This window comes from Streptomyces sp. NBC_00285 (assembly GCF_036174265.1).
Classification (GTDB): domain Bacteria; phylum Actinomycetota; class Actinomycetes; order Streptomycetales; family Streptomycetaceae; genus Streptomyces.
Map to the genome: position 1 here is coordinate 926,417 of NZ_CP108055.1, position 19,097 is coordinate 945,513.

A 19,097-nucleotide genomic window follows, 5' to 3' on the forward strand; every position below is an offset into this window, starting at 1 on the left:
CGCGGGCCTCGGTCACACCGGCCGGGTACGGCCCTCCCAGTACGGGTCGCGCAGTCGACGCTTGTACAGCTTGCCGTTGGGGTCGCGGGGCATCTCGGTGATGAAGTCGACGCTCTTTGGCCGTTTGTAGGCGGCGAGCTGCTCCGCGCAGTGGTCGAGGATCGCGGCGGCGAGGTCCGGGCCGGGTTCCCGGCCGGGCGCCGGTTCCACCACGGCCTTGACCTCCTCGCCCCAGTCGTCGTGCGGAATGCCGAAGGCGGCGGCGTCGGCGACGGCGGGGTGCTGGAGCAGGACGGACTCGATCTCGGCCGGGTAGATGTTGACCCCGCCCGAGATGATCATGTCGATCTTGCGGTCGCGCAGGAAGAGGTAACCGTCCTCGTCGAGGAGGCCGAGGTCGCCGACGGTGAAGAAGTCGCCGATACGGTTCTTCTTCGTCTTGGCCTCGTCCTTGTGGTACGCGAAGCCTCCGGTGTTCATCTTCAGGTAGACGGTGCCGAGTTCTTCGGGCGGCAGCCGGTTGCCGTCGTCGTCGAAGATCGCGAGTTCGCTGATGGGCCAGGCCTTGCCGACCGTGCCGGGTTTCTTCAGCCAGTCCTCGGCGGTCGCGAAGGCACCGCCGCCCTCGCTGGCCGCGTAGTACTCCTCCACACAGGGCCCCCACCAGTCGAGCATCGCCCGCTTGACGTGGTCGGGACAGGGAGCGGCGCCATGGATGGCGTGCCGCATGGACGAGACGTCATGGCGTGCCCGGACGTCCTCGGGCAGGGCCAGCAGGCGATGGAACTGGGTCGGGACCATGTGGGTGTCGGTACACCGGTGTGCGTCGATCAGCCGCAGCATCTCCTCGGGCGTCCACTTGTCCATCAGCACCAGCGGGTGGCCGATGTGCAGGGACGCGGCCGCGAACTGCAGAACGGCCGTGTGGTAGAGCGGGGAGCAGACGAGGTGGACGTCGTCGCCGAAGGGCCGGATGCCGAAGATGCCGAGGAATCCGCCGAGGTACGCCTCCTCCGGGCGCTTTCCGGGCAGCGGGCGCCTGATGCCGCGGGGGCGGCCGGTGGTGCCGGAGGTGTAGTTCATGACCCAGCCGAGTTCACGGTCCGTGGGCGCCGACTCCGGCTGTCCGTCGAGGAGTTCGGCGTACGGCCGGAAGCCCTCGACCTCGCCGACGGCGTATCGCCGGTCCGCCGGAAGGCCGGCCTCGTCGGCGGCCCTGCGCGCGGTCTCCCCGAACCGCTCGTCAGCGATCAGTACCTTCGCACCGGAGTCGGCGACGATCCAGGCGATCTCGGGGGCGACGAAGTGGTGGTTGACCGGCACCAGGTAGAGGCCGGCCTGGCTGGCGGCGAGGTGCGCGGTGAAGAACTCCGCGCTGTTGGGCAGGACGACCGCGAAGGCGTCGCCGCGTTCCAGCCCGGCGGCGCGCAGGCCGTGGACCAGCCGGTTGGCGGCGGCGTGGAGGCGACCGGCGGTCCAGGGCGTGCCGTCGGGGGCGATGAGGACCGTACGGGAGGGGTCCTGGGCGGCCTGGGCCCAGAAGCCCGCGGGAGGTGTGCTCGTCACTGGGCGCTCCTTCCGGCGATGCGGTTGATGCGATCGACGGCTCGCTCGAAGCCGCGGGTGAGGTCGTCGAAGACGGCCTGGACGCTGCGTTCGCTGTTCATCCGCCCCACGATCTGACCGACGGGCGTGCCCAGCAGCGGCTCGACCTCGTACTTCTGGATGCGTGAGACCGCCTCGGCGACCAGCAGGCCCTGCAGCGGCATGGGGAGGGTGCCGGGCCCCTCGGCGGAGTCCCAGGCGTCGGTCCATTCGGTTCGCAGCTGGCGTGCGGGCTTACCCGTCAGGGCGCGGGAGCGCACGGTGTCGCCGGAACCGGCGGCGAGAAGTTTCTGGATGAGCCGGGGCGACGTCAGTTCGGCCTCTGTGGTGGTCAGCCATATGGAGCCCAGCCACACACCCTGGGCCCCGAGTGCCAGTGCGGCGGCCGCCTGCTGCCCGCTGCCGATGCCGCCCGCCGCCAGTACAGGCAGCGGATCGACGGCGTCGACGACCTCCGGGGTGAGGACCATGGAGGCGATGTCACCGGTGTGGCCACCGGCCTCGTAGCCCTGTGCGACCACGATGTCGATGCCGGCTTCCTGGTGCTTGACGGCGTGCCGGGCACTGCCCGCCAGGGCGGCGACCAGCACGTCCTGTTCGTGCGCGCGGTCCACCACGTCGGCGGGAGGCGAGCCGAGGGCGTTGGCGAGCAGCCGGATCGGGTAGTCGAAGGCGACGTCCAGCTGGCTGCGGGCGACCTGCTCCATCCAGCCCGTGATGCGCCACCCGGACGCCTCGCCCTCGGCGAGTGCGGGTACGCCGTACTTGGCGAGGGTGTCCTTGACGAACTGCCGGTGCCCCTCGGGGATCATCGCCTCGACGTCGGCCTCGCTCACCCCCTCGACCTTCTTGGCCGGCATGACGACGTCCAGGCCGTACGGCTTGCCGTCGACGTGGGCCTCGATCCAGTCGAGGTCGCGTTTGAGTTCGTCGGGTTCCGTGTAACGGACCGCGCCGAGCACTCCGAAGCCGCCGGCCCGGCTGATGGCCGCGGCGACGGCGGGGAACGGCGTGAAGCCGAAGACGGCGTGCTCCAGTCCCAGTTTCTTGCTCAGCTCCGTCTGCATGGCCGCAGGATGCCGCAGTCCTCCGGACGACGGAAGAGGTTTTCTGATGCTCCGTCAGATTCAGGTCGGCGGATCGTCGGCCGGAACTCCACGAAGACCGTCGGGCGAGCACCTCAGTGGGCGGGCACATCAGGCGGACGCGCCCCGTGTTGAGGCCCTCGGCTGCAGCGCCCGGCAACCGACGGTTCAGCCAGGCACGTCCAGCCGCTGGGTGCCGACGACCGACAGCAGCCGTAGTGCCTCCTCGGACGGCGAGCCCGGGGTGGCCGTGTAGATCACGACGTGCTGGTCCCGGTCGGCGATGTCCAGGACGTCGCAGTTCACCGTGACCGGGCCGACCAGGGGATGGTCGAAGGTCTTGCAGAGCGTGGGGCGGACGGTGACCTCGTGCGTGGCCCACATCCGGGCGAACGCCTCGCTCCCGTCAAGGAGTTCCGCCACCAGTGCGGTCAGCTCGGGATGGTCGGGATAGCGGGCGGAGGCGGCGCGCAGTCGCTGGACCGAGGAGCGCGCGAACTCCTCGCCGTCCGAGACGCCGTAGAGCCGGCGGCCCTGCGGGTGCGGGCCCAGGAAGGAACGGCGGACGAGGTTGCGGTCGCGGCGGGACAGGGCCGAGAAGTCCTCCATGAGCGCCGCGGCCAGGTCGTTCCAGGCGATCACCTCGTAGAACGCCGAGATGACGATCGCGGCGGCCTGCGGCAGCCGGTGCAGCAGGTCGACGATGCTCTGGCGCACCTCGCGCGAGGGGCCGGGCGGCGGGCCCGGCGGGGTGCCGGCGAGGTGGTGGAGGTGGTCGCGTTCGGCGTCCGACAACCGCAGGGCGCGGACGACCTGCGCCAGGACCTCACGGGACGGCCGGGGCGCACGGGCCTGTTCGAGGCGGGTGTAGTACTCGGTGGAGATGTACGCCAGCTGCGCCACCTCCTCGCGGCGCAGTCCCGGGGTACGGCGGCGCGGTCCGGCGGGCAGGCCCACGTCGGCGGGGGCGATGCGCTCGCGTCGGATGCGCAGGAAGTCGGCCAGTTCTCGTCGGTCCACGGTCCCAGTGTGCGCGGGCACCGGGCCGCCGAGCCAGGTACTGCCGGTGCCTGGATGAGTCCGGCCTCCGGGCGCAGGCTCGTCGGCATGACCGACAACACCACCACCTCTGCCCTGCTCGCCGACAAGGTCGCCTTCGTCACCGGCGCCGGACGCGGTATCGGCGCCGCGGCCGCGCGACTGTTCGCCCGGGAAGGAGCCCGGGTCCTGCTCGCGGCCCGCACCGAGAGTCAGCTCAAGGCGGTGACCGAGGAGATCCGTGCCGCGGGCGGCATCGCCGACCACGTCCACTGCGACCTGGCCGACCCCGCGAGCGTCCGCGCCGCCGTGGACCGGGCCGTCGAGCTGTACGGCAGGCTCGACGTCGCCTTCAACAACGGGGCGACCATCCAGCAGCCCGGGCCCATGGACCAGCTGGCCGAAGCCGACTTCGACCATGTCCTCGCCGTCAATCTCAAGGGTCCCTGGCTGGCGATGAACGCCGAGATCGCCGCGATCCGGGCCACCGCCGGGACCGGCGCGATCGTCAACAACTCCAGCGTCGGCAGCCTGATGGCCAACCCGTGGCTGCCCGCGTACGGCGCCGCCAAGCGGGCGGTCAACAGCCTCACCGCGTCGGCCGCCGCCACGTACGGCCCGGAGGGCATCCGCGTCAACGCCATCGCCCCCGGCACCACGCTGACCGAGATGATCGACGAGTGGGAAACGGCCTCTCCCGGCATCGTCGACGAGCTCACCTCCCGGACCCCGCTCGGCCGGGCCGCCGCTCCGGACGAGATCGCCGAGGCCGCGGCCTGGCTGCTCAGCGACCGGGCCTCCTATGTGACCGGGGCGGTGCTCCGGGTCGACGGCGGCAGTCTGGCCTAATCGGAGGAGGGGCCCTCCAGCACGGCCATGGCCGCGTTGTGCCCCGGCACCCCGCTCACCCCGCCGCCGCGCACCGCGCCCGCCCCGCACAGCAGCACGTTCGCATGCCGGGTCTCCACACCCCAGCGGCCGGTGCCCTCCTGGGCGTAGGGCCAGGACAGTTCGCGGTGGAAGATGTTGCCGCCGGGCAGCCGCAGGTCCCGCTCCAGGTCGAGCGGGGTCCTGGCCTCGATGCAGGGCCGGCCGTCCGCGTCGGTGGCCAGACAGTCGGCGAGCGGTTCGGCGAGGTGCGTGTCGAGCTGGGCGAGGGTCGCCGCCAGGAGTTCCTCGCGTACGGCGTCGTTGTCCCGGTCGAAGAGCCGGGCCGGGGTGTGCAGGCCGAACAGGGTGAGCGTCTGAAAGCCCTGCTCGACCAGGTCCGGCCCGAGGATCGAGGGGTCGGTGAGCGAGTGACAGTAGATCTCGGAGGGCGGGGCGGCGGGCAGGTGGCCGGCGGCGGCCTGGGCGTGGGCGGTGGCCAGTTGCCGGTAGCCCTCGGCGACGTGGAAGGTGCCCGAGAACGCCTCGCGCGGGTCGACGGAGTCGTCGCGCAGTCGTGGGAGGCGCTTGAGGAGCATGTTCACCTTGAGCTGGGCGCCCTCGGCGGGCGGTGGCTGCCGGTCGCCGGTGAGGGTGGCCAGGGCCTGCGGGGAGGCGTTGACCAGGACGTGCCGGGCGTCGACCGCGCCCTCGCCGTCGGCGGTGCGGTAGGTGATCTGCGCCGCGTGCCCGTCCGTGGAGATTCGCACGGCCTCGTGCCCGGTGGCGATGACCGCGCCCGCCTGCCGTGCCGCCGTCGCCAGTGCGTCGGTGAGGGCGCCCATGCCGCCCACGGGTACGTCCCAGGCGCCCGTCCCGCCGCCGATCACGTGGTAGAGGAAGCAGCGGTTCTGCTGGAGCGAGGGCTCGTGGGCGTCGGCGAACGTTCCGATGAGAGCGTCGGTCAGGACCACGCCCCGGACCAGGTCGTCGGCGAACCGGTCCTCGACGGCCACTCCGATCGGCTCCTCGAACAGGACCCGCCACGCCTCCTCGTCGTCCACCCGCAGGCGCAGCTCGTCCCGCGCCGGCAACGGTTCGGTGAGCGTGGGGAAGACCCGCTGCGCGACGCGGCCCGTCATTCCGTAGAACCGCTGCCACTGCTCGTACTCGCGCTCGCCGCCGGTGAGCTTGGCGAAGGCCTCCCTGGTTCGCCGCTCACCACCGCCGACGAGGAGGCCGGTCGGCCTGCCGTCACGTTCCACCGGGGTGTACGACGACACGTTGCGTGTGCGGACGCGGAAGTCCAGGCCGAGGTCCCGGACGATCTTCTTGGGGAGCAGGCTGACCAGGTAGGAGTAGCGCGACAGCCGGGCGTCCACCCCTGTGAAGGGCCGGGTGGAGACCGCGGCGCCTCCCGTGGTCGCGAGCCGCTCGAGGACCAGCACGGAGCGTCCGGCCCGGGCCAGGTAGGCGGCGGCGACCAGGCCGTTGTGGCCGCCGCCGACGATGACGGCGTCGTAGCTCCGCTGGGGTCCCTCGTGTGCAGGCATGGTTCTTCGTAACACGTGGTGATCTAGGTCGGCCAGGGGGAGGCGGCACCCAGCTCACGGGGTGCCCGGCGCCCGTTGCTGCCGTAGCGCCGCGACTCTGCGGTAGAGCTCCACCGCCTCCGCGCCCCGGCCGAGCTGTTCCAGGCAGTGGGCCTCGTCGTTGCGGCTGGCGAGGGTGTCGGGGTGGTCGGCGCCGAGGACGCGTTCGCGGGCGGTGGCCACCCTGCCGTACTCGGTGAGGGCGTCCGTCCAGCGGCCGAGCCAGCCGAGGCCCACGGCGACCTCGCGACGGCTGATCAGGGTGTCCGGGTGGTCGGGGCCCAGGACGCGTTCGCGGATCGCGCACACGTCACGGGACTCGGCGAGGGCTTCCTCCCAGCGGCCGAGGCGGCCGAGGTTGACGCCGAGGCCGTGGCGGGCCCGGAGGGTCTCGGGGTGGGCGGGGCCGTGGATGCGGGTGCGGTCCTCGATCAGGTCGCGGTAGAGCTGGAGGGCCTCCGGGCTGCGGCCGAGGCGGCCGAGGCTGATGCCGACCTCGTAGCGGGCGGCGAGGGTGTCGGGGTGGTCGGGTCCGAGGGCCTGCGCGCGGGCCTCGGCGACCTCGTGATAGGTCCCCAGGGCTTCCTCCCAGCGGCCCAACTGACCGAGGGCGTAGGCCACTTCATACCGGGTGACCAGTGTGTCGGGGTGGTGGGGGCCGAGCACCCGGATGCGGGCGGCGGCCACCTCGCAGGCCATGCGGTACGAGTCCTCCAGGCGGCCCAGTCTGCTGAGGTTGAAGGCGAGGTTGTGGCGGCAGCGCAGGGTGTCGGGGTGGTCGGGGCCCATCCGGCTCTCCCGGGCGGCGAGCACCGAGTTGTAGACCTGGTGGGCATCGAAGTGCCGGCCCAACTGGCCCAGTACGTACGCCATTTCCTGGCGGGCGGCGAGGGTGTCGGGGTGGTCGGCGCCCAGCGCGCGGGTCCTGGTCGCGGCCACGTGCTTGTACTCGCGCAGGGCGTCGGCGGCGCGGCCGGTGCGGCTGAGCGAGAAGGCGACCTCGTAGCGGCTGGCCAGGGTGTCGGGGTGATCGGGGCCGAGCAGGTGCGCGCGCTCGGCGGCGACCGCGCGGTGCACCTCGCCGGCCTCGGCCCAGCGGCCCAGGCGGCCGAGGCTGAGCCCCGCGTTGTGCCGTCCGGCGAGTGCGGTGACGGCCTGCGGGGAGAGCGCGGGCGGCTCGTCGGGCACGGGCTCCTCGGCGCGGCCGCCCACGGGGCGGGCGATCCACTCGCCGGTGAGACCGGCTCCGGCGTCCGGGGGTGTGATGGCGAGGCCAGCGCCTGTGGCCTTGTGGCCGGTGGTCATGCCGTGGGTCCAGGACGGCAGCCGGGTCTCACGGGGACGGGCGGGCTCGGGCGTCTCCCGTGGCCACAGGTCGGGCTGCTGGGTCACCACGGTGGGCACGTACGCCGGCGTGGTGCGGCCCAGAGTGATCCGGCGGCCCAGCTCACGCGCGTCCTGCGGGCGTTGCTCGGGGAGCTTGGCCAGCAGGTCCAGGATGACCTTGTCCAGGTACTCGGGGAGTTCGGCGCGGTGGCTGCGCGGCGGGCGGGGCGGGGTGTCGCGGTGGCCCACGAGGATCGCCCACGCGTCGTCCAGGTCGAACGGCGGGGCCCCGGTGGCGATTTCGTAGAGCACACACCCCAGCGAGTACAGGTCGCTGCGCAGGTCGACCTCGGAGCCCCCGATCTGCTCCGGCGACATGTAGTGCGGGGTGCCCATCGCGATGCCGGTGCCGGTCAGGCGGGAGGTGAAGCCGATGTCGTGGCCGAGGCGGGCGATGCCGAAGTCGCAGATCTTCACGGTGCCGTCGGTGAGGCGGACGATGTTCGCGGGCTTCAGGTCCCGGTGCACGATGCCCTGCTGGTGGGTGTAGGCGAGCGCGGCGGCGACCTGCTCGGCGATCTCGACGACGTCGGCGACGGGCAGCGGATGCTGTCGGTTGTCCTCCAGGAGCTGGCTGAGGTTGCGGCCGTCCAGGAGTTCCATCACCAGGTAGAGCACGCCGTCGTACTCGCCGAAGTCGTGGACGACGGTCACCCCGCGGTGGCTGAGGGCCGCCGCCACCCGTGCCTCACGCCGGAACCGCTCCCTCAGGACCCGCGTGAAGGTCTGGTCGTGGTGTCCGCCCATCGGCTTGAGGCACTTCACGGCGACATGACGGCCCAGCGACTCGTCGCGCGCCCGCCACACCTCGCCCATGCCTCCGCGCCCGATCAGATCGAGCAGTCGGTACCGCCCCTGGATGAGCCTGCTGTCCCCCATCTCCTGCGACCGCCCCCGTCATGTCCGGCCCGCCCTCCCCTGGCTCGTCCAGTATGGCGACCTATCGTACGAGTTTGTACGGGGCGGGCCGGGAGCCCGGGCCGAGCCGGTCCATGGCGTGCAGGATGTGCTTGGGCGGGAGGTGCCGGCGCAGCCGGGCGGGACCGCAGCGCAGCAGGGTGCCGGTGGCACGCAACTGCCGGGTGGCGGTGGCGGGTTCGGGGGCTTTTCGGCCGTACGGCTCATGGGCGCGCGGCGCCAGGGCGGCCTCTGCCTGGAACGTGCGTAGTCATCCCGAATCGGTGGCGCGAACTGATCGCAGGCAGGTGGTTGCCGGAGTCGCCCTCCGATAACGTACCGACCAGGCGGTACGACTGGGTGTGCCCCACGCGCCGTCGTGTGCTCGATGAACAGCAACGTTTCATCCGCCACAGGACGGAAGGGCCCTCATGACACAGAACACGGACCGCGACAGCCTGGCCTTCGCACGCCGGACCTGGAGAACTCTTGAGCCCTACCACGGGGCTGTCTACTTCTCGCCCGAAGCCGCAGGCCAGTACGCCGAGTTGGGCGTCGACGCCAGGACGGGGTACTTCGCGTCCCGCTCCGCGGCGCTCGGCGCCGCTCCGGCGGAGGTGGTCATCGCCGCCTTCTACAACTTCAATCCCCAACTGGTGCGCCGAGCCATACCCGCGGCATGGGAGGCCGCCACGCCCCAGCGGTTCGCCGCCGCCCGGCTCGCCGGCATCGATTCCACGCTCCGCCGCATCCTCGGCACGGACGTCTCCTCACCGGCAATGGCCCGCGCGGCGGAACTGGCCCGTACCGCGGCTGAAGTGACCGTGCACCATCCACAAGGCCGCCCCCTCTTCGCCGCGCACGCCGCACTGCCGTGGCCGAGCGCACCCCACCTCGTCCTCTGGCACGCGCAGACTCTGCTGCGTGAGTTCCGTGGCGACGGTCACGTGGCGGCGCTGCTCACCGCCGGACTGAGCGGGCTCGAGTCCCTTGTCACGCACGCCGCCACAGGCGACATCGACGGAGCGGTGCTGCGCGACTCGCGGGCATGGACGCCGGAGCAGTGGGGAGAGGCCGTACAGAGCCTCCGTGAGCGTGGATGGCTCGACGAGGGACCTCACCTGGCCTTGACCGAGGACGGTGCGCGACGCAGGGCGGAGATCGAGCACACCACCGACAGGCTTGCCGCCCTCCCCTACATCACGCTCGGTCCGGCCGCCTGCGCCGAACTTCGTTCGCTGGTACGGCCGTTCAGCCTTGCGGTGGCCAAGGAACTCCTGCCCTGGGCAGTGGACCGCCTCAGCGAAGAGAGCAAATGAGAGAGAAGGTGGCCCGGTCGGGGTTCCTCGACGGCTGAAGACCGTCCGGACCCCGCCCGAGGCGCGCATGCATGTGCGGCACGCGACCGCGCCGCGGGGGCGATGAAGGCGGCCTGTTGGGCAGTGTGGATCAGGAGGGGGTGTCGAGGTGCTCGGTGAGCTGTTCGGCGGCCCAGTGGCCCCATTCCTCCGCGGTCCGAGAACCCCGTAGGCCGTATTCGAGCATGAGCCAGCCACAGATCTGGACCGGGTCGCCCACCCATTGCGCGTTGTCGCGGATGGCCTCCAGCGCGGTGAGTCGCTCGCGCACGCCCACGGCATGGCCGTCACGCCGGCGATGCCGTGGTGGCCCACCGCGCTCGGGGCAGGAATGCCGCGCGCCGGCTTCACACCCCCCGCGGAATGAGACGGAGAGGTGGACACCCGGGAATTCATATCCAGGGGATGATTCCTTCCCCCCATCGTGAGTGGACATCATCTCTGCACCGGCGAATCATGGTGTGCGGACCGCCGATCGGCGGATCGCGGCCGACAAAGGGACAGGCGTCATGGTCGAGACTGTTTCATTCAGGAACAAAGCCGTAGAGATCGCGGGACACCTCCACCTGCCGGACGACTTCGACGAAGATAAAAGATATCCCGCCCTTGTCGGAATTCATCCGGCCGGCGGTGTAAAGGAACAGACCATCGGCCAGTACGCGAAGCGGCTGGCTTCCGAGGGATTCGTGACCGTGGTCTACGACTCCTCCTACCAGGGAGAGAGCGGCGGCGAACCGCGCCTTCTGGAAGACCCGACGACCAGGGTGGAGGACGCCCGTTGCGCGGCGGACTTCCTCAGCACTCTCCCGTACGTGGACACCGAGCGGATGGGCGTCTTCGGCATCTGCGCCGGTGGCGGCTACGCGATCAGCGTGGCGCAGACCGAACGCCGTTTCAAGGCGGTCGCCACCGTCAGCGCGGCTCCGATGGGCGAAGGTTCCAGGAGCTTTCTGGGGCATCTGTCTCCGGTGTCCGAGCAGATCAAGGCCCTGGAGATGGTCGGTCAGCAGCGCACAGCGGAGGCGAGGGGAGCAGAGCCCGTCTACGCCCCGTTCGTCCCGGAAACGCTGGAGGAGATCGACGACAACACGCCGGACCTCCTCCGCGAGGGATACGACTACTACCGGACTCCGCGTGGTCAGCATCCCCGTTCCAAGGGCCGCTTTCTGCTGACCAGCATGGACAGGATGTACGCCTTCTCGACGTTCCATCAAATTCCGGAACTGCTGACCCAGCCGCTGCTCCTCATCGCGGGGAGCAAGGCGGACACAAAGGTGTTCAGCGACCAGGCTTACGAGCTTTCCAAGGGCCCGAAGGAACTGTTCGTCGTCGACGGGGCGACTCACATCGCCATGTACGACGTTCCCGAGTACATGGATCAGGCGCTCACCAAGATGGTGAAGTTCTTCGCCGTCCTTCAGTAGAAATCCTCCAGGGCAAACGCCCGGAGAGCCTGGCCCGCCGTAGAAATCATTCGAGGAGCACCATCACCATGTCCCATCCCGGCCGCCCCACCGTCGCCATCGCCTTTCATTCGGGCTACGGCCACACGGCCGTCATCGCCGAAGCCGTGGCGCGTGGTGCGGCGGGAGCGGGCGTCGAGGTCGTCTCGATCTCCGTCGACACCATTACGGACGAGCAGTGGGCACAGCTGGACGCCGCCGACGCGATCGTCTTCGGCGCCCCCACATACATGGGTACCGCCTCCGCGGCCTTCCACGCGTTCGCCGAGGCCAGCAGCAAGCGCTGGTTCTCCCAGGCCTGGGTGGACAAGCTCGCCGCAGGATTCACCAACTCCGGTGCCAAGAACGGCGACAAGTCGTCCACCCTGGGCTACTTCGCCACGATGGCCGCCCAGCACGGCATGCACTGGATCAGCCTGGGCCTGCAGCCAGGCTGGGACTCCACCGCGGGCAGCGAGGACGACATCAATCGGCTGGGCTTCTTCCTGGGCGCCGGCGCCCAGAGCCCGACCGACGCCGGCCCGGAGGCGGTCCACAAGTCGGACATCGCCACCGCGGAGCACCTGGGCGCCCGCGTCGCACGCCAGGCCGCGATCTTCCGCGCCGGGCGGACCGCCCTCGCCGCCTGATCCCGGAACCCTTTCCCCTCTCCATCCGCCACCCCCCGCAAGGAGTACGTCATGTCCGATTCCCCGAGCCTCGCCCTCGTCCGCCGGCTCTACGAATCCGGAATGTCCCCGGAAGTGACCGCCGAGGTCATGGCCCCGGACCTCGTCTGGGACATCACCCCCGGCTTCCCGAACAGCGGTGTCTACCACGGCTGGGACGACGCGGCCAAGAACTTCTTCGGCAGGACGATGCCGAACTACGACTCCTTCGGCGCGGTGCCCGAGGAGTTCTACGCCGACGACGAAGGCCATGTCTTCGTGTTCGGCCATTACCACGCCGAGACGAAGACCGGGAACAAGGCCGACGTCCGGTTCATCCACCTGTGGACCGTCCGTGACGGCAAGGCCGTGAGCATGCGGCAGGCCGCCGACAGCCACATCCTCCAGGAAGCCCTCAAGGGCTGACACCCTCACCAGGAGACGACAACCATGGCGAAGATCCTCTTCGTGATCACCGCGTCCGACCACTGGACGCTGGCCGACGGCACCCGCCAGCCGGCCGGCTTCTGGGCCGAGGAAGCGATCGGCCCCTACCAGGTCTTCAAGGAGGCCGGATACGAGATCGCGGCGGCGACGCCGGGCGGTGTGCCGCCGACCGCGGACGCGCTCAGCCTCACCGCGGACTTCAACGGCGGCGAGGAAGGCGCCGAGCGCATGCGGACCGCCCTGCGCGAGGCCACCGAGCTGGCGCACCCGATGCGCATCGAGGACGTGAACATCGACGACTACGTGGCCGTCTTCTACCCCGGCGGCTGGGGCCCGATGGAGGACCTGCCCGACGACGCCGCCTCCGGCAAGCTGCTCACCGAGTGGCTCGCCACCGGCAAGCCGGTCTCCCTGGTGTGCCACGGCCCCGCGGCACTGCTGGCGACGATCGGCCCGGACGGGACCTCCCCGTTCCACGGTTACCGCCTCACCGGCCTGTCGAACGCCGAGGAGAAGCTGAACGGTCTCGCCGACCGCGCGAAGTGGCTGCTCCAGGACCGCCTCGTGGGCGAACTCGGGGCGGACTACCGCGAGGCCGACCCGTTCACCCCGCACGTCCAGGTCGACCGCACCCTCTACACCGGCCAGAACCCGGTCTCGGCCGTTGCCCTCGCCCAGGAGCTGGTCAAGGCGCTGAGCTGACCACTCGGAAAGCTCCCACAGGTGGCCCGTGGCGCGCTCGCGCCCCGGGCCACCTGTCCTGCTGCGGGCCCTACCACGATCGAGAGGATCGCGCCCACTGGCCGATCAGCCAGGGGACGGATCCGTACCCCTCACAAGATGCGGCGTTTGTGCCAGGCTGAAGGTCATGAACCGCAACCCGCATCTGAACGAGCTGGGTGAGTTCCTCAAGGCCCGTCGTGCTGAGCTCACCCCCTCCGAGGTCGGCCTCCGCGGCGGGCCACGGAGGCGCGTGCAGGGACTGCGCCGTGAGGAAGTGGCACTCCTCGCCGCGATCAGCACCGAGTACTACACCCGGATCGAGCAGGGCCGACTCCAGGCGTCAGCTCCCCTCCTCGACGAGATCGCCCAGGTGCTCCGTCTGAACGACGCCCAGCGCACCTATCTCTTCGATCTCGCGGCGAAGGAGCGGGTGCGCCCGACCCTGTACCGCGAGCGCCAGCAGGTGGACCCGCAGCTGCAGCGCACGCTGGACGACCTCAGCGCCTCCCCGGCCTTCGTCATCGGCCGGCGCACCGACATCCTGGGCTGGAACCGACTCGCCGCCGCCCTGTGGACCGATTTCGGGCGCTACCCCGAGCCGGAGCGGGTGTTCGTGCGGCTGCTGTTCACCGAACCCTGGATGCGTGAGCTGTACGTCGACTGGGAGGAGGTCACCCGGCTGGCCATCGCCCAGCTGCGCATGGAGAGCGCGCGCTACCCCGACGACCAGCCTCTCACCGCACTGGTCGAGGAACTCTCCGCCCGTGACCCACAGTTCCGGCAGTGGTGGACCGAACACGACGTCGCGATGCGGGGCAATGGCGTCAAAAGGCTGCGGCACCCTGTGGTGGGCGAGCTGACGCTCGACTGGAACACGCTCACCTGCGGTACGGATCCCGACCAGCACATCATCGTGTGGAACGCGGAACCCGGGACCCCCTCCCACGACGGGCTGCGCCTGCTCGCCTCCTGGACCGCCGACCAGAAACCGTCGGCGTCCGACGCGGCTACCTGAGCCTTTTCTCCCGCGCGCCCGCAAGGGCTGACCGGCGGTGCGGTGTCACACATGAGGGGGATACATACATCCCCCCTATAGCCGTATCCCGGCCAAGAAACCTTCCCCTTTTCCGGGCGTACGCGAGCCGGAAAGGTCGGACACCTCAACGACCGAATGTCAGACAACGAGGTGCTTCGCATGAAGGCTGTAGGTTTCACGGAATTCGGTGGGCCGGAGGTGCTTCAGGTTCTGGAGCTGCCCGCTCCCGAGGCCGGTCCGGGCGAGGTGCGCATCCGGGTGCACGCCGCGACCGTCAACGCGGTCGACGCCCTCCAGCGCAGCGGACCCGCCCGGTCTCCGGACGCCCGGCCGCCGTTCGTGCCCGGCATGGAGGCCGCCGGTGTCGTGGACCAGATCGGCGCGGGCACGGACACGGACCTCAGCGTCGGTGACCAGGTGATGGCGCTCGTGCTCGCTGACGGTGCCCGCGGCGCCTACGCCGAGCAGATCGTCGTCCCGGCGGAGTCGGTGGTGCGCGCACCCCACGGCGTGAGCGACGCACAGGCCGCGTCGCTGCCGATGAACGGTCTGACCGCGCGCCTGGCGCTTGACACCCTCGGCCTGGAGGCCGGGCAGTCCGTCGCCGTCACCGGAGCGGCCGGTGCGGTGGGCGGCTATGCCGTCCAACTGGCCAAGGCGGACGGGCTGCGGGTGGTGGCCGATGCCTCGGAGCAGGACGAGACCCTGGTCAAGGAACTCGGTGCCGACATCGTTCTGCGTCGCGGCGCCGAGTACCCGGACCGGGTGCGCGCGGAGGTCCCGGAGGGCGTCGACGGGCTCCTCGACGCCGCGTCGCTCGGCGCTCTCACCGCCCGGGCGGTGCGGGACGGCGGCCGGGTGGTGACACTGCGCGGCTACGACGGTCCCGGTGAACGCGGCATCGTCTACGAGCCGATCGTCGTGTTCCGCTATGCCCGCGAGCACGCCAAGCTCGACCGGCTGCGGCAGCAGGCGGAGGACGGCCGGATCACCCTTCGGGTCGCCAGGACGTTCCCGGCGGAACAGGCCGCCGAGGCACACCGGCTCCTCGCCGCAGGCGGAGTGCGCGGCCGACTGGTCCTGACCTTCTGACGCGGGGCACGTGCGGGCGCGGAGACCGCCTCGACGTCACGCGTGTGTGGCCGGACGTCGTACGACGTCCGGCCACCCGCACTACGCGGCGAACGCGTTCACACCCGTCAGCTCCGCAGACAGCTCCCACAGGCGCGCCGCCTGCCCGGGGTCGGTCGCCCAGTCCTTCACACCGCGCATCTCGCCGTCGGCCGGAGCGGGCTCGGCCACGTCGCAGTCCTCGAGGTAGAGACCGCCCAGGCCCTCCAGCTGGGGGGAATTCGCGGCCCACACCTGCGTTGCCGCGCCCTGCTGAGGGGTCTTGAAGAAGTCCGGGTCGCGCAGGTTGCCGTCCTCGTCGAACCAGCCGAACTCCACCCTCTCCTCTTCGGGCACGTGCCGCAGGAGCGGTGTGATGATGACGCCGGGATGCACGGCGAAGGCGCGGACGCCGAAGTCCTTGGCGAGCCTGTCCAGGTGCACCGCGAAGAGCGCGTTCGCGGTCTTCGCCTGGCCGTACGCCTGCCACTTGTCGTAGCCCCGCTCCCACTGGACGTCGTCCCAGCGGATGCCGGACATGTGATGGCCGCCGGAGGAGACGGAGACGACCCGTGCGCCGTCGGGTTCGAGCGCCGGCCACAGACGGTTGACGAGGGCGAAGTGACCGAGATGGTTGGTCGCGAACTGCGCTTCCCAGCCTGGCCCGACCCGGGTTTCGGGGCAGGCCATGATCCCGGCGCTGTCGATGACGATGTCGACACTCCTGCTTGAGTCGAGGAACCGCTCCGCGAATCCGCGGACACTCTCCAGGTCGCCGAGATCCAGCTCGTCCACCTCGACGCCGAGAACCCCGTCGAGCGCGCCCCGGGCGTCCGCGGGCCTACGCGCGGGGACGACGACGTGGGCGCCGGCCCGGGTGAGCGCACGAGTGGTCTCCAGGCCGATGCCCGAGTAGCCGCCGGTGACGATCGCGAGCTTGCCGCTCAGGTCGATGCCCTGGAGGACGTCGGCGGCGGTGCTCCTGGCGTCGAACCCGGAGCCGATCTTGTGCTGTGCGGTGGTCATGCGCAATCACTCCTGACGAGAGCAGTGGAAGAAAACCTGACGTTCGAGGGAGGGCGCTCAACCGTTCCTCTCGGAGAGGAGCGGTCCGCGGCGGCCGAGGGTCCACACGAAGAGTGCGAGACAGGCGAGGCCGGCGCCGGTCAGCGAGACGGCGGTCCAGTCGGCGGCGGACCACAGGACGGAGGCTGCCGCGGAGCCGGCCGCGCCGCCGATGAAGTTGCAGGTGACGAAGGCCGTGTTGAGGCGGCTTCGGGCCTGGGGCGCGAGCGCGAACAGCCGTGTCTGGTTGAGGATGTTCACGCCCTGTACGGCGATGTCGAGCAGCACGACGGCCACGACGATCCCCACGACGGAACGCTCGGCGAGGGCCGCGACGACGAACGAGACCACGACCGCCGCCCACCCCCACCCGGTCGCCGGCATGGACCTGCCCCGGTCATGGAGTCGCCCGGCACGCCGGGCGGCCAGCGCCCCGGCCAGCCCGAGGAGGCCGAACAGACCGATCACGGAGACCGAGTAGGAGAACGGCTCCGCGCCGAGCAGGAAGGTCAGCCCGGTCCAGAACAGGGTGAAGACGCCGAAGGCGGTGGCACCGAGGAACAGCGTCCAGCGCACCGCGCGCTCCTGCCGGATCACCTGCCACACCGAGAGCAACAGCCGTGGGTACGGCAGGTGGACCTTCGGGGCGACCGGAGGGATCGTGCGGCTGAGGAGCAACGCGAAGGCGAGCGAGACCGTGGCGGCGACGAAGTAGATGGCGCGCCATCCGGCCGCGTCCGCGAGGAGTCCGCTGATGGTGCGGGAGGTGAGGATGCCGATGAGCATCCCGGAGACCACCGTCCCCACCACGCGCCCGCGGTTGGTGTCGTCGCTGAGGTCACCGGCGAGCGGGGTGAGCAACTGGCCGCTGACGGTCGTGAACCCGAGGAGGGTGGTCGCCACCAGGAGCGCGCCCAGGGAAGGAGCTATGGCGCAGGCGATGAGCGCGAGGGCCGCGCAGAGCATCATTCCGGGGATGAACCGGCGCCGGTCGAGGACATCGCCGAGCGGGACCAGCAGCAGTGCTCCGGTCGCGTAGCCGATCTGGGTGGCTGTCACGAGCCAGCCTGCCGACGCGGTCGAGGCGTGCAGGTCACTGCCGATGAAGCCGAGCAGCGGCTGTGCCCAGTAGAGGTTGGCGACAGCGGTGCCACCGGCGACTGCGAACAGCAGAGTCAGGCCGCGGCTCATCCTGTTCCCGTCCGCTGTGGCGGGGACGCTCGCGGTGGGCGGCGTGGGGGTGTCCGGAGTGGCCATGGTCGGGTGTCCAGGTGAGTACGGGCGGGTCGGCTGTGTCGCCGCGAGGTGAAGTGGGCCTGTGTGATGGGGTGGTGGCGGAAATCCGTCGGCCTTCCGCGCGATGACGGGGCTACGCCTGTTCCAGTGGCAGCCAGCGGTCGTCGGTGGCCAGGCGGTCGGCATCCGCCGGCCCCCAGCCGCCGACGTCGTAGCGGTGGGGCGCACCGGGCAGGTCGAGGACGGGCCCGACGATGCGCCAGAGCTCCTCGACCATGTCCATGGTGGTGAAGCGGCGCGGGTCGCCGGTGATCGCGTCGGCCAGGACATGGGTGTAGGCCACGGAGTCGTTTCCGGTGAGGTGGGCGAAGTCGACCGTCGCGGCGACCTGGTCGACCTCGCCGGTCTCTCCCTCGTGCTGGGCGAGCAGATCGAAGGTGACGCCCGCACGAGGGCTGATGCGAAAACGCAGCCCGTTCGCAGGGGCCTGTTGAGCGCTCGCGGTGTGGTGGAAGCCCTCGACGGGACGGTTCAGTTCGACGACGATCTCGATGGCGGTGGCCGCCATCGCCTTGCCCGCCCGGATGGTGAAGGGGATCCCGGCCCAGCGGTCGAGGTTCACCCAGGTGCGCAGGGCGCAGTAGGTTTCGGTGGTCGACCCCGCTTTGACACCCTGGACGTCGAGGTAACCGTCGTACTGACCGCGTACGAAGTCCTCGGAGCGCACGGTACGGACGGCGCGCAGGGCTCGGATGCGTTCGTCGAGGACGTCGACGGCGGAGCCCGTACGCGGTGCTTCCATCACGAAGTAGGCGAGCATCTGCAGCAGGTGGTTCTGGACCACGTCGCGCAGGCATCCGGTCACGTCGTAGAAGCCGCCGCGGTCGGCCACGTCGAAGTCCTCGGCCATGGTGATCTGGACGCTGCGCACGAAGCGGCGGTCCAGGACGGCGTTGACGCTGGTGTTGGCGAAGCGGAAGGTCAGCAGGTCCTCGATGACGTCCTTGGCGAGGAAGTGGTCGACGCGGCGCAGTCGTTCCTCGGGGAAGTACCGGGTCAGTTCGCTCTGCAGGGCACGGGCAGAGTGCAGGTCGTGGCCGAAGGGCTTCTCGACGACGAGCCGGGCGTTGTCGGCCAGGCCTGCCTCGGCGAGCCGCTGGGCGATGACGGGGTAGGTGGACGGCGGCAAGGCGACGCAGTGCGTCAGGAAGCCGTGCGGACGGACCTGGTCGGCGAGGTCGGTGAAGCTCGCGGGGTCGTCGTAGTCGACGCGGGCATAGCACAGCAGTGCGGCGAACCTGTCGAACACCCCCTCGTCCAGGGAGACTTCCGCGGCCCTCAGCACATCGCGAGCATGTCGACGCAGCCGTTCGTCGTCCCAGTCGCTGCGGCCGACGCCGATGACGGGCACGTCGAGGAAGCCCTGGCGGGTCAGGTCGTACAGGGCGGGCAGCAGCATCTTCTTGGCGAGGTCGCCGGTGATGCCGAAGAGGACGAGGGCATCCGCGCGGGGGGCGGGGGTGGTCATGGTCGCTCCTGAGG

Annotated in this window: 17 protein-coding genes and 1 pseudogene; 8 read left to right on the plus strand and 10 right to left on the minus strand. The window is 70.7% G+C overall.

Going from position 1 to position 19,097, the window contains the following annotated elements; all coding sequences use genetic code 11:
• Nucleotides 1-12: 12 nt before the first annotated feature.
• The 3 genes from OHT57_RS04405 to OHT57_RS04415 form a co-directional block, all read right to left on the minus strand.
• Nucleotides 13-1,566, minus strand: coding sequence for an acyl-CoA synthetase (locus OHT57_RS04405; protein ID WP_328744589.1), 1,554 nt, complete (start codon nucleotides 1,564-1,566; stop codon nucleotides 13-15).
• Entirely contained in the window at nucleotides 1,563-2,672 is a 1,110-nt protein-coding gene (locus OHT57_RS04410) for an NAD(P)H-dependent flavin oxidoreductase (protein WP_328744590.1), read from the minus strand. The genes OHT57_RS04405 and OHT57_RS04410 overlap by 4 nt, the downstream gene beginning before the upstream one ends.
• Before the next feature lie 186 nt (nucleotides 2,673-2,858).
• Nucleotides 2,859-3,710, minus strand: coding sequence for a helix-turn-helix transcriptional regulator (locus tag OHT57_RS04415; protein ID WP_328744591.1), 852 nt, complete (start codon nucleotides 3,708-3,710; stop codon nucleotides 2,859-2,861).
• Nucleotides 3,711-3,764: 54 nt separating this feature from the next.
• On the opposite strand from OHT57_RS04415, the gene OHT57_RS04420 reads away from it, so the two are divergent.
• Nucleotides 3,765-4,577, plus strand: a complete 813-nt coding sequence (locus OHT57_RS04420) for an SDR family NAD(P)-dependent oxidoreductase (RefSeq protein WP_328744592.1) — start codon at nucleotides 3,765-3,767, stop codon at nucleotides 4,575-4,577.
• Here the strand turns inward: OHT57_RS04420 and OHT57_RS04425 are convergent.
• From OHT57_RS04425 to OHT57_RS04435, 3 genes and pseudogenes are all read right to left on the minus strand, one after another.
• Entirely contained in the window at nucleotides 4,574-6,148 is a 1,575-nt protein-coding gene (locus OHT57_RS04425; RefSeq protein ID WP_328744593.1) for a phytoene desaturase family protein, read from the minus strand. The genes OHT57_RS04420 and OHT57_RS04425 overlap by 4 nt on opposite strands.
• A gap of 54 nt (nucleotides 6,149-6,202) precedes the next feature.
• On the minus strand, nucleotides 6,203-8,452 hold the full coding sequence (locus OHT57_RS04430; RefSeq protein WP_328744594.1) for a serine/threonine-protein kinase: 2,250 nt from the start codon (nucleotides 8,450-8,452) through the stop codon (nucleotides 6,203-6,205).
• A gap of 61 nt (nucleotides 8,453-8,513) precedes the next feature.
• A pseudogene (locus tag OHT57_RS04435) lies at nucleotides 8,514-8,726 on the minus strand (oxygenase MpaB family protein); the annotation flags it as partial.
• A 175-nt stretch (nucleotides 8,727-8,901) separates the two neighbouring features.
• Between OHT57_RS04435 and OHT57_RS04440 the strand changes: the two are divergent.
• Entirely contained in the window at nucleotides 8,902-9,789 is an 888-nt protein-coding gene (locus OHT57_RS04440; protein WP_328744595.1) for an SCO6745 family protein, read from the plus strand.
• 130 nt (nucleotides 9,790-9,919) lie between these two features.
• On the opposite strand, the gene OHT57_RS04445 is transcribed toward OHT57_RS04440, so the two are convergent.
• A complete protein-coding gene (locus OHT57_RS04445) occupies nucleotides 9,920-10,099 on the minus strand; it encodes a hypothetical protein (RefSeq protein ID WP_328744596.1) in 180 nt (59 codons plus the stop codon).
• Nucleotides 10,100-10,256: 157 nt separating this feature from the next.
• Here OHT57_RS04445 and OHT57_RS04450 point away from each other — a divergent pair, with 157 nt between their 5' ends.
• The 6 genes from OHT57_RS04450 (at nucleotide 10,257) to OHT57_RS04475 (ending at nucleotide 15,236) form a co-directional block, all read left to right on the plus strand.
• Nucleotides 10,257-11,252, plus strand: coding sequence for an alpha/beta hydrolase (locus tag OHT57_RS04450; RefSeq protein WP_328744597.1), 996 nt, complete (start codon nucleotides 10,257-10,259; stop codon nucleotides 11,250-11,252).
• Nucleotides 11,253-11,320: 68 nt separating this feature from the next.
• Nucleotides 11,321-11,920 (plus strand): flavodoxin family protein, encoded by a 600-nt coding sequence (locus OHT57_RS04455; protein WP_328744598.1) that lies wholly within the window; start codon nucleotides 11,321-11,323, stop codon nucleotides 11,918-11,920.
• A gap of 51 nt (nucleotides 11,921-11,971) precedes the next feature.
• Nucleotides 11,972-12,364 carry a nuclear transport factor 2 family protein gene (locus OHT57_RS04460; RefSeq protein ID WP_328744599.1) on the plus strand — a complete coding sequence of 131 codons (393 nt, stop codon included), beginning with the start codon at nucleotides 11,972-11,974 and terminating at the stop codon, nucleotides 12,362-12,364.
• Between the two features lie 24 nt (nucleotides 12,365-12,388).
• Nucleotides 12,389-13,087: a type 1 glutamine amidotransferase domain-containing protein gene (locus OHT57_RS04465; protein WP_328744600.1), complete on the plus strand. Its 699-nt coding sequence runs from the start codon at nucleotides 12,389-12,391 to the stop codon at nucleotides 13,085-13,087.
• A 166-nt stretch (nucleotides 13,088-13,253) separates the two neighbouring features.
• Nucleotides 13,254-14,123 carry a helix-turn-helix domain-containing protein gene (locus OHT57_RS04470; protein ID WP_328744601.1) on the plus strand — a complete coding sequence of 290 codons (870 nt, stop codon included), beginning with the start codon at nucleotides 13,254-13,256 and terminating at the stop codon, nucleotides 14,121-14,123.
• A 180-nt stretch (nucleotides 14,124-14,303) separates the two neighbouring features.
• The gene (locus OHT57_RS04475) at nucleotides 14,304-15,236 is read left to right on the plus strand and encodes an NADP-dependent oxidoreductase (RefSeq protein WP_328744602.1); all 933 of its coding nucleotides are present in this window, start codon (nucleotides 14,304-14,306) and stop codon (nucleotides 15,234-15,236) included.
• 81 nt (nucleotides 15,237-15,317) lie between these two features.
• Here OHT57_RS04475 and OHT57_RS04480 read toward each other — a convergent pair whose 3' ends face one another.
• The 3 genes from OHT57_RS04480 to zwf form a co-directional block, all read right to left on the minus strand.
• Nucleotides 15,318-16,280: an SDR family NAD(P)-dependent oxidoreductase gene (locus OHT57_RS04480; protein WP_328744603.1), complete on the minus strand. Its 963-nt coding sequence runs from the start codon at nucleotides 16,278-16,280 to the stop codon at nucleotides 15,318-15,320.
• A 57-nt stretch (nucleotides 16,281-16,337) separates the two neighbouring features.
• Nucleotides 16,338-17,576 (minus strand): MFS transporter, encoded by a 1,239-nt coding sequence (locus OHT57_RS04485; RefSeq protein WP_328744604.1) that lies wholly within the window; start codon nucleotides 17,574-17,576, stop codon nucleotides 16,338-16,340.
• A 112-nt stretch (nucleotides 17,577-17,688) separates the two neighbouring features.
• Nucleotides 17,689-19,083: a glucose-6-phosphate dehydrogenase gene (zwf, locus tag OHT57_RS04490; protein ID WP_328744605.1), complete on the minus strand. Its 1,395-nt coding sequence runs from the start codon at nucleotides 19,081-19,083 to the stop codon at nucleotides 17,689-17,691.
• Between the last annotated feature and the right edge of the window lie 14 nt (nucleotides 19,084-19,097).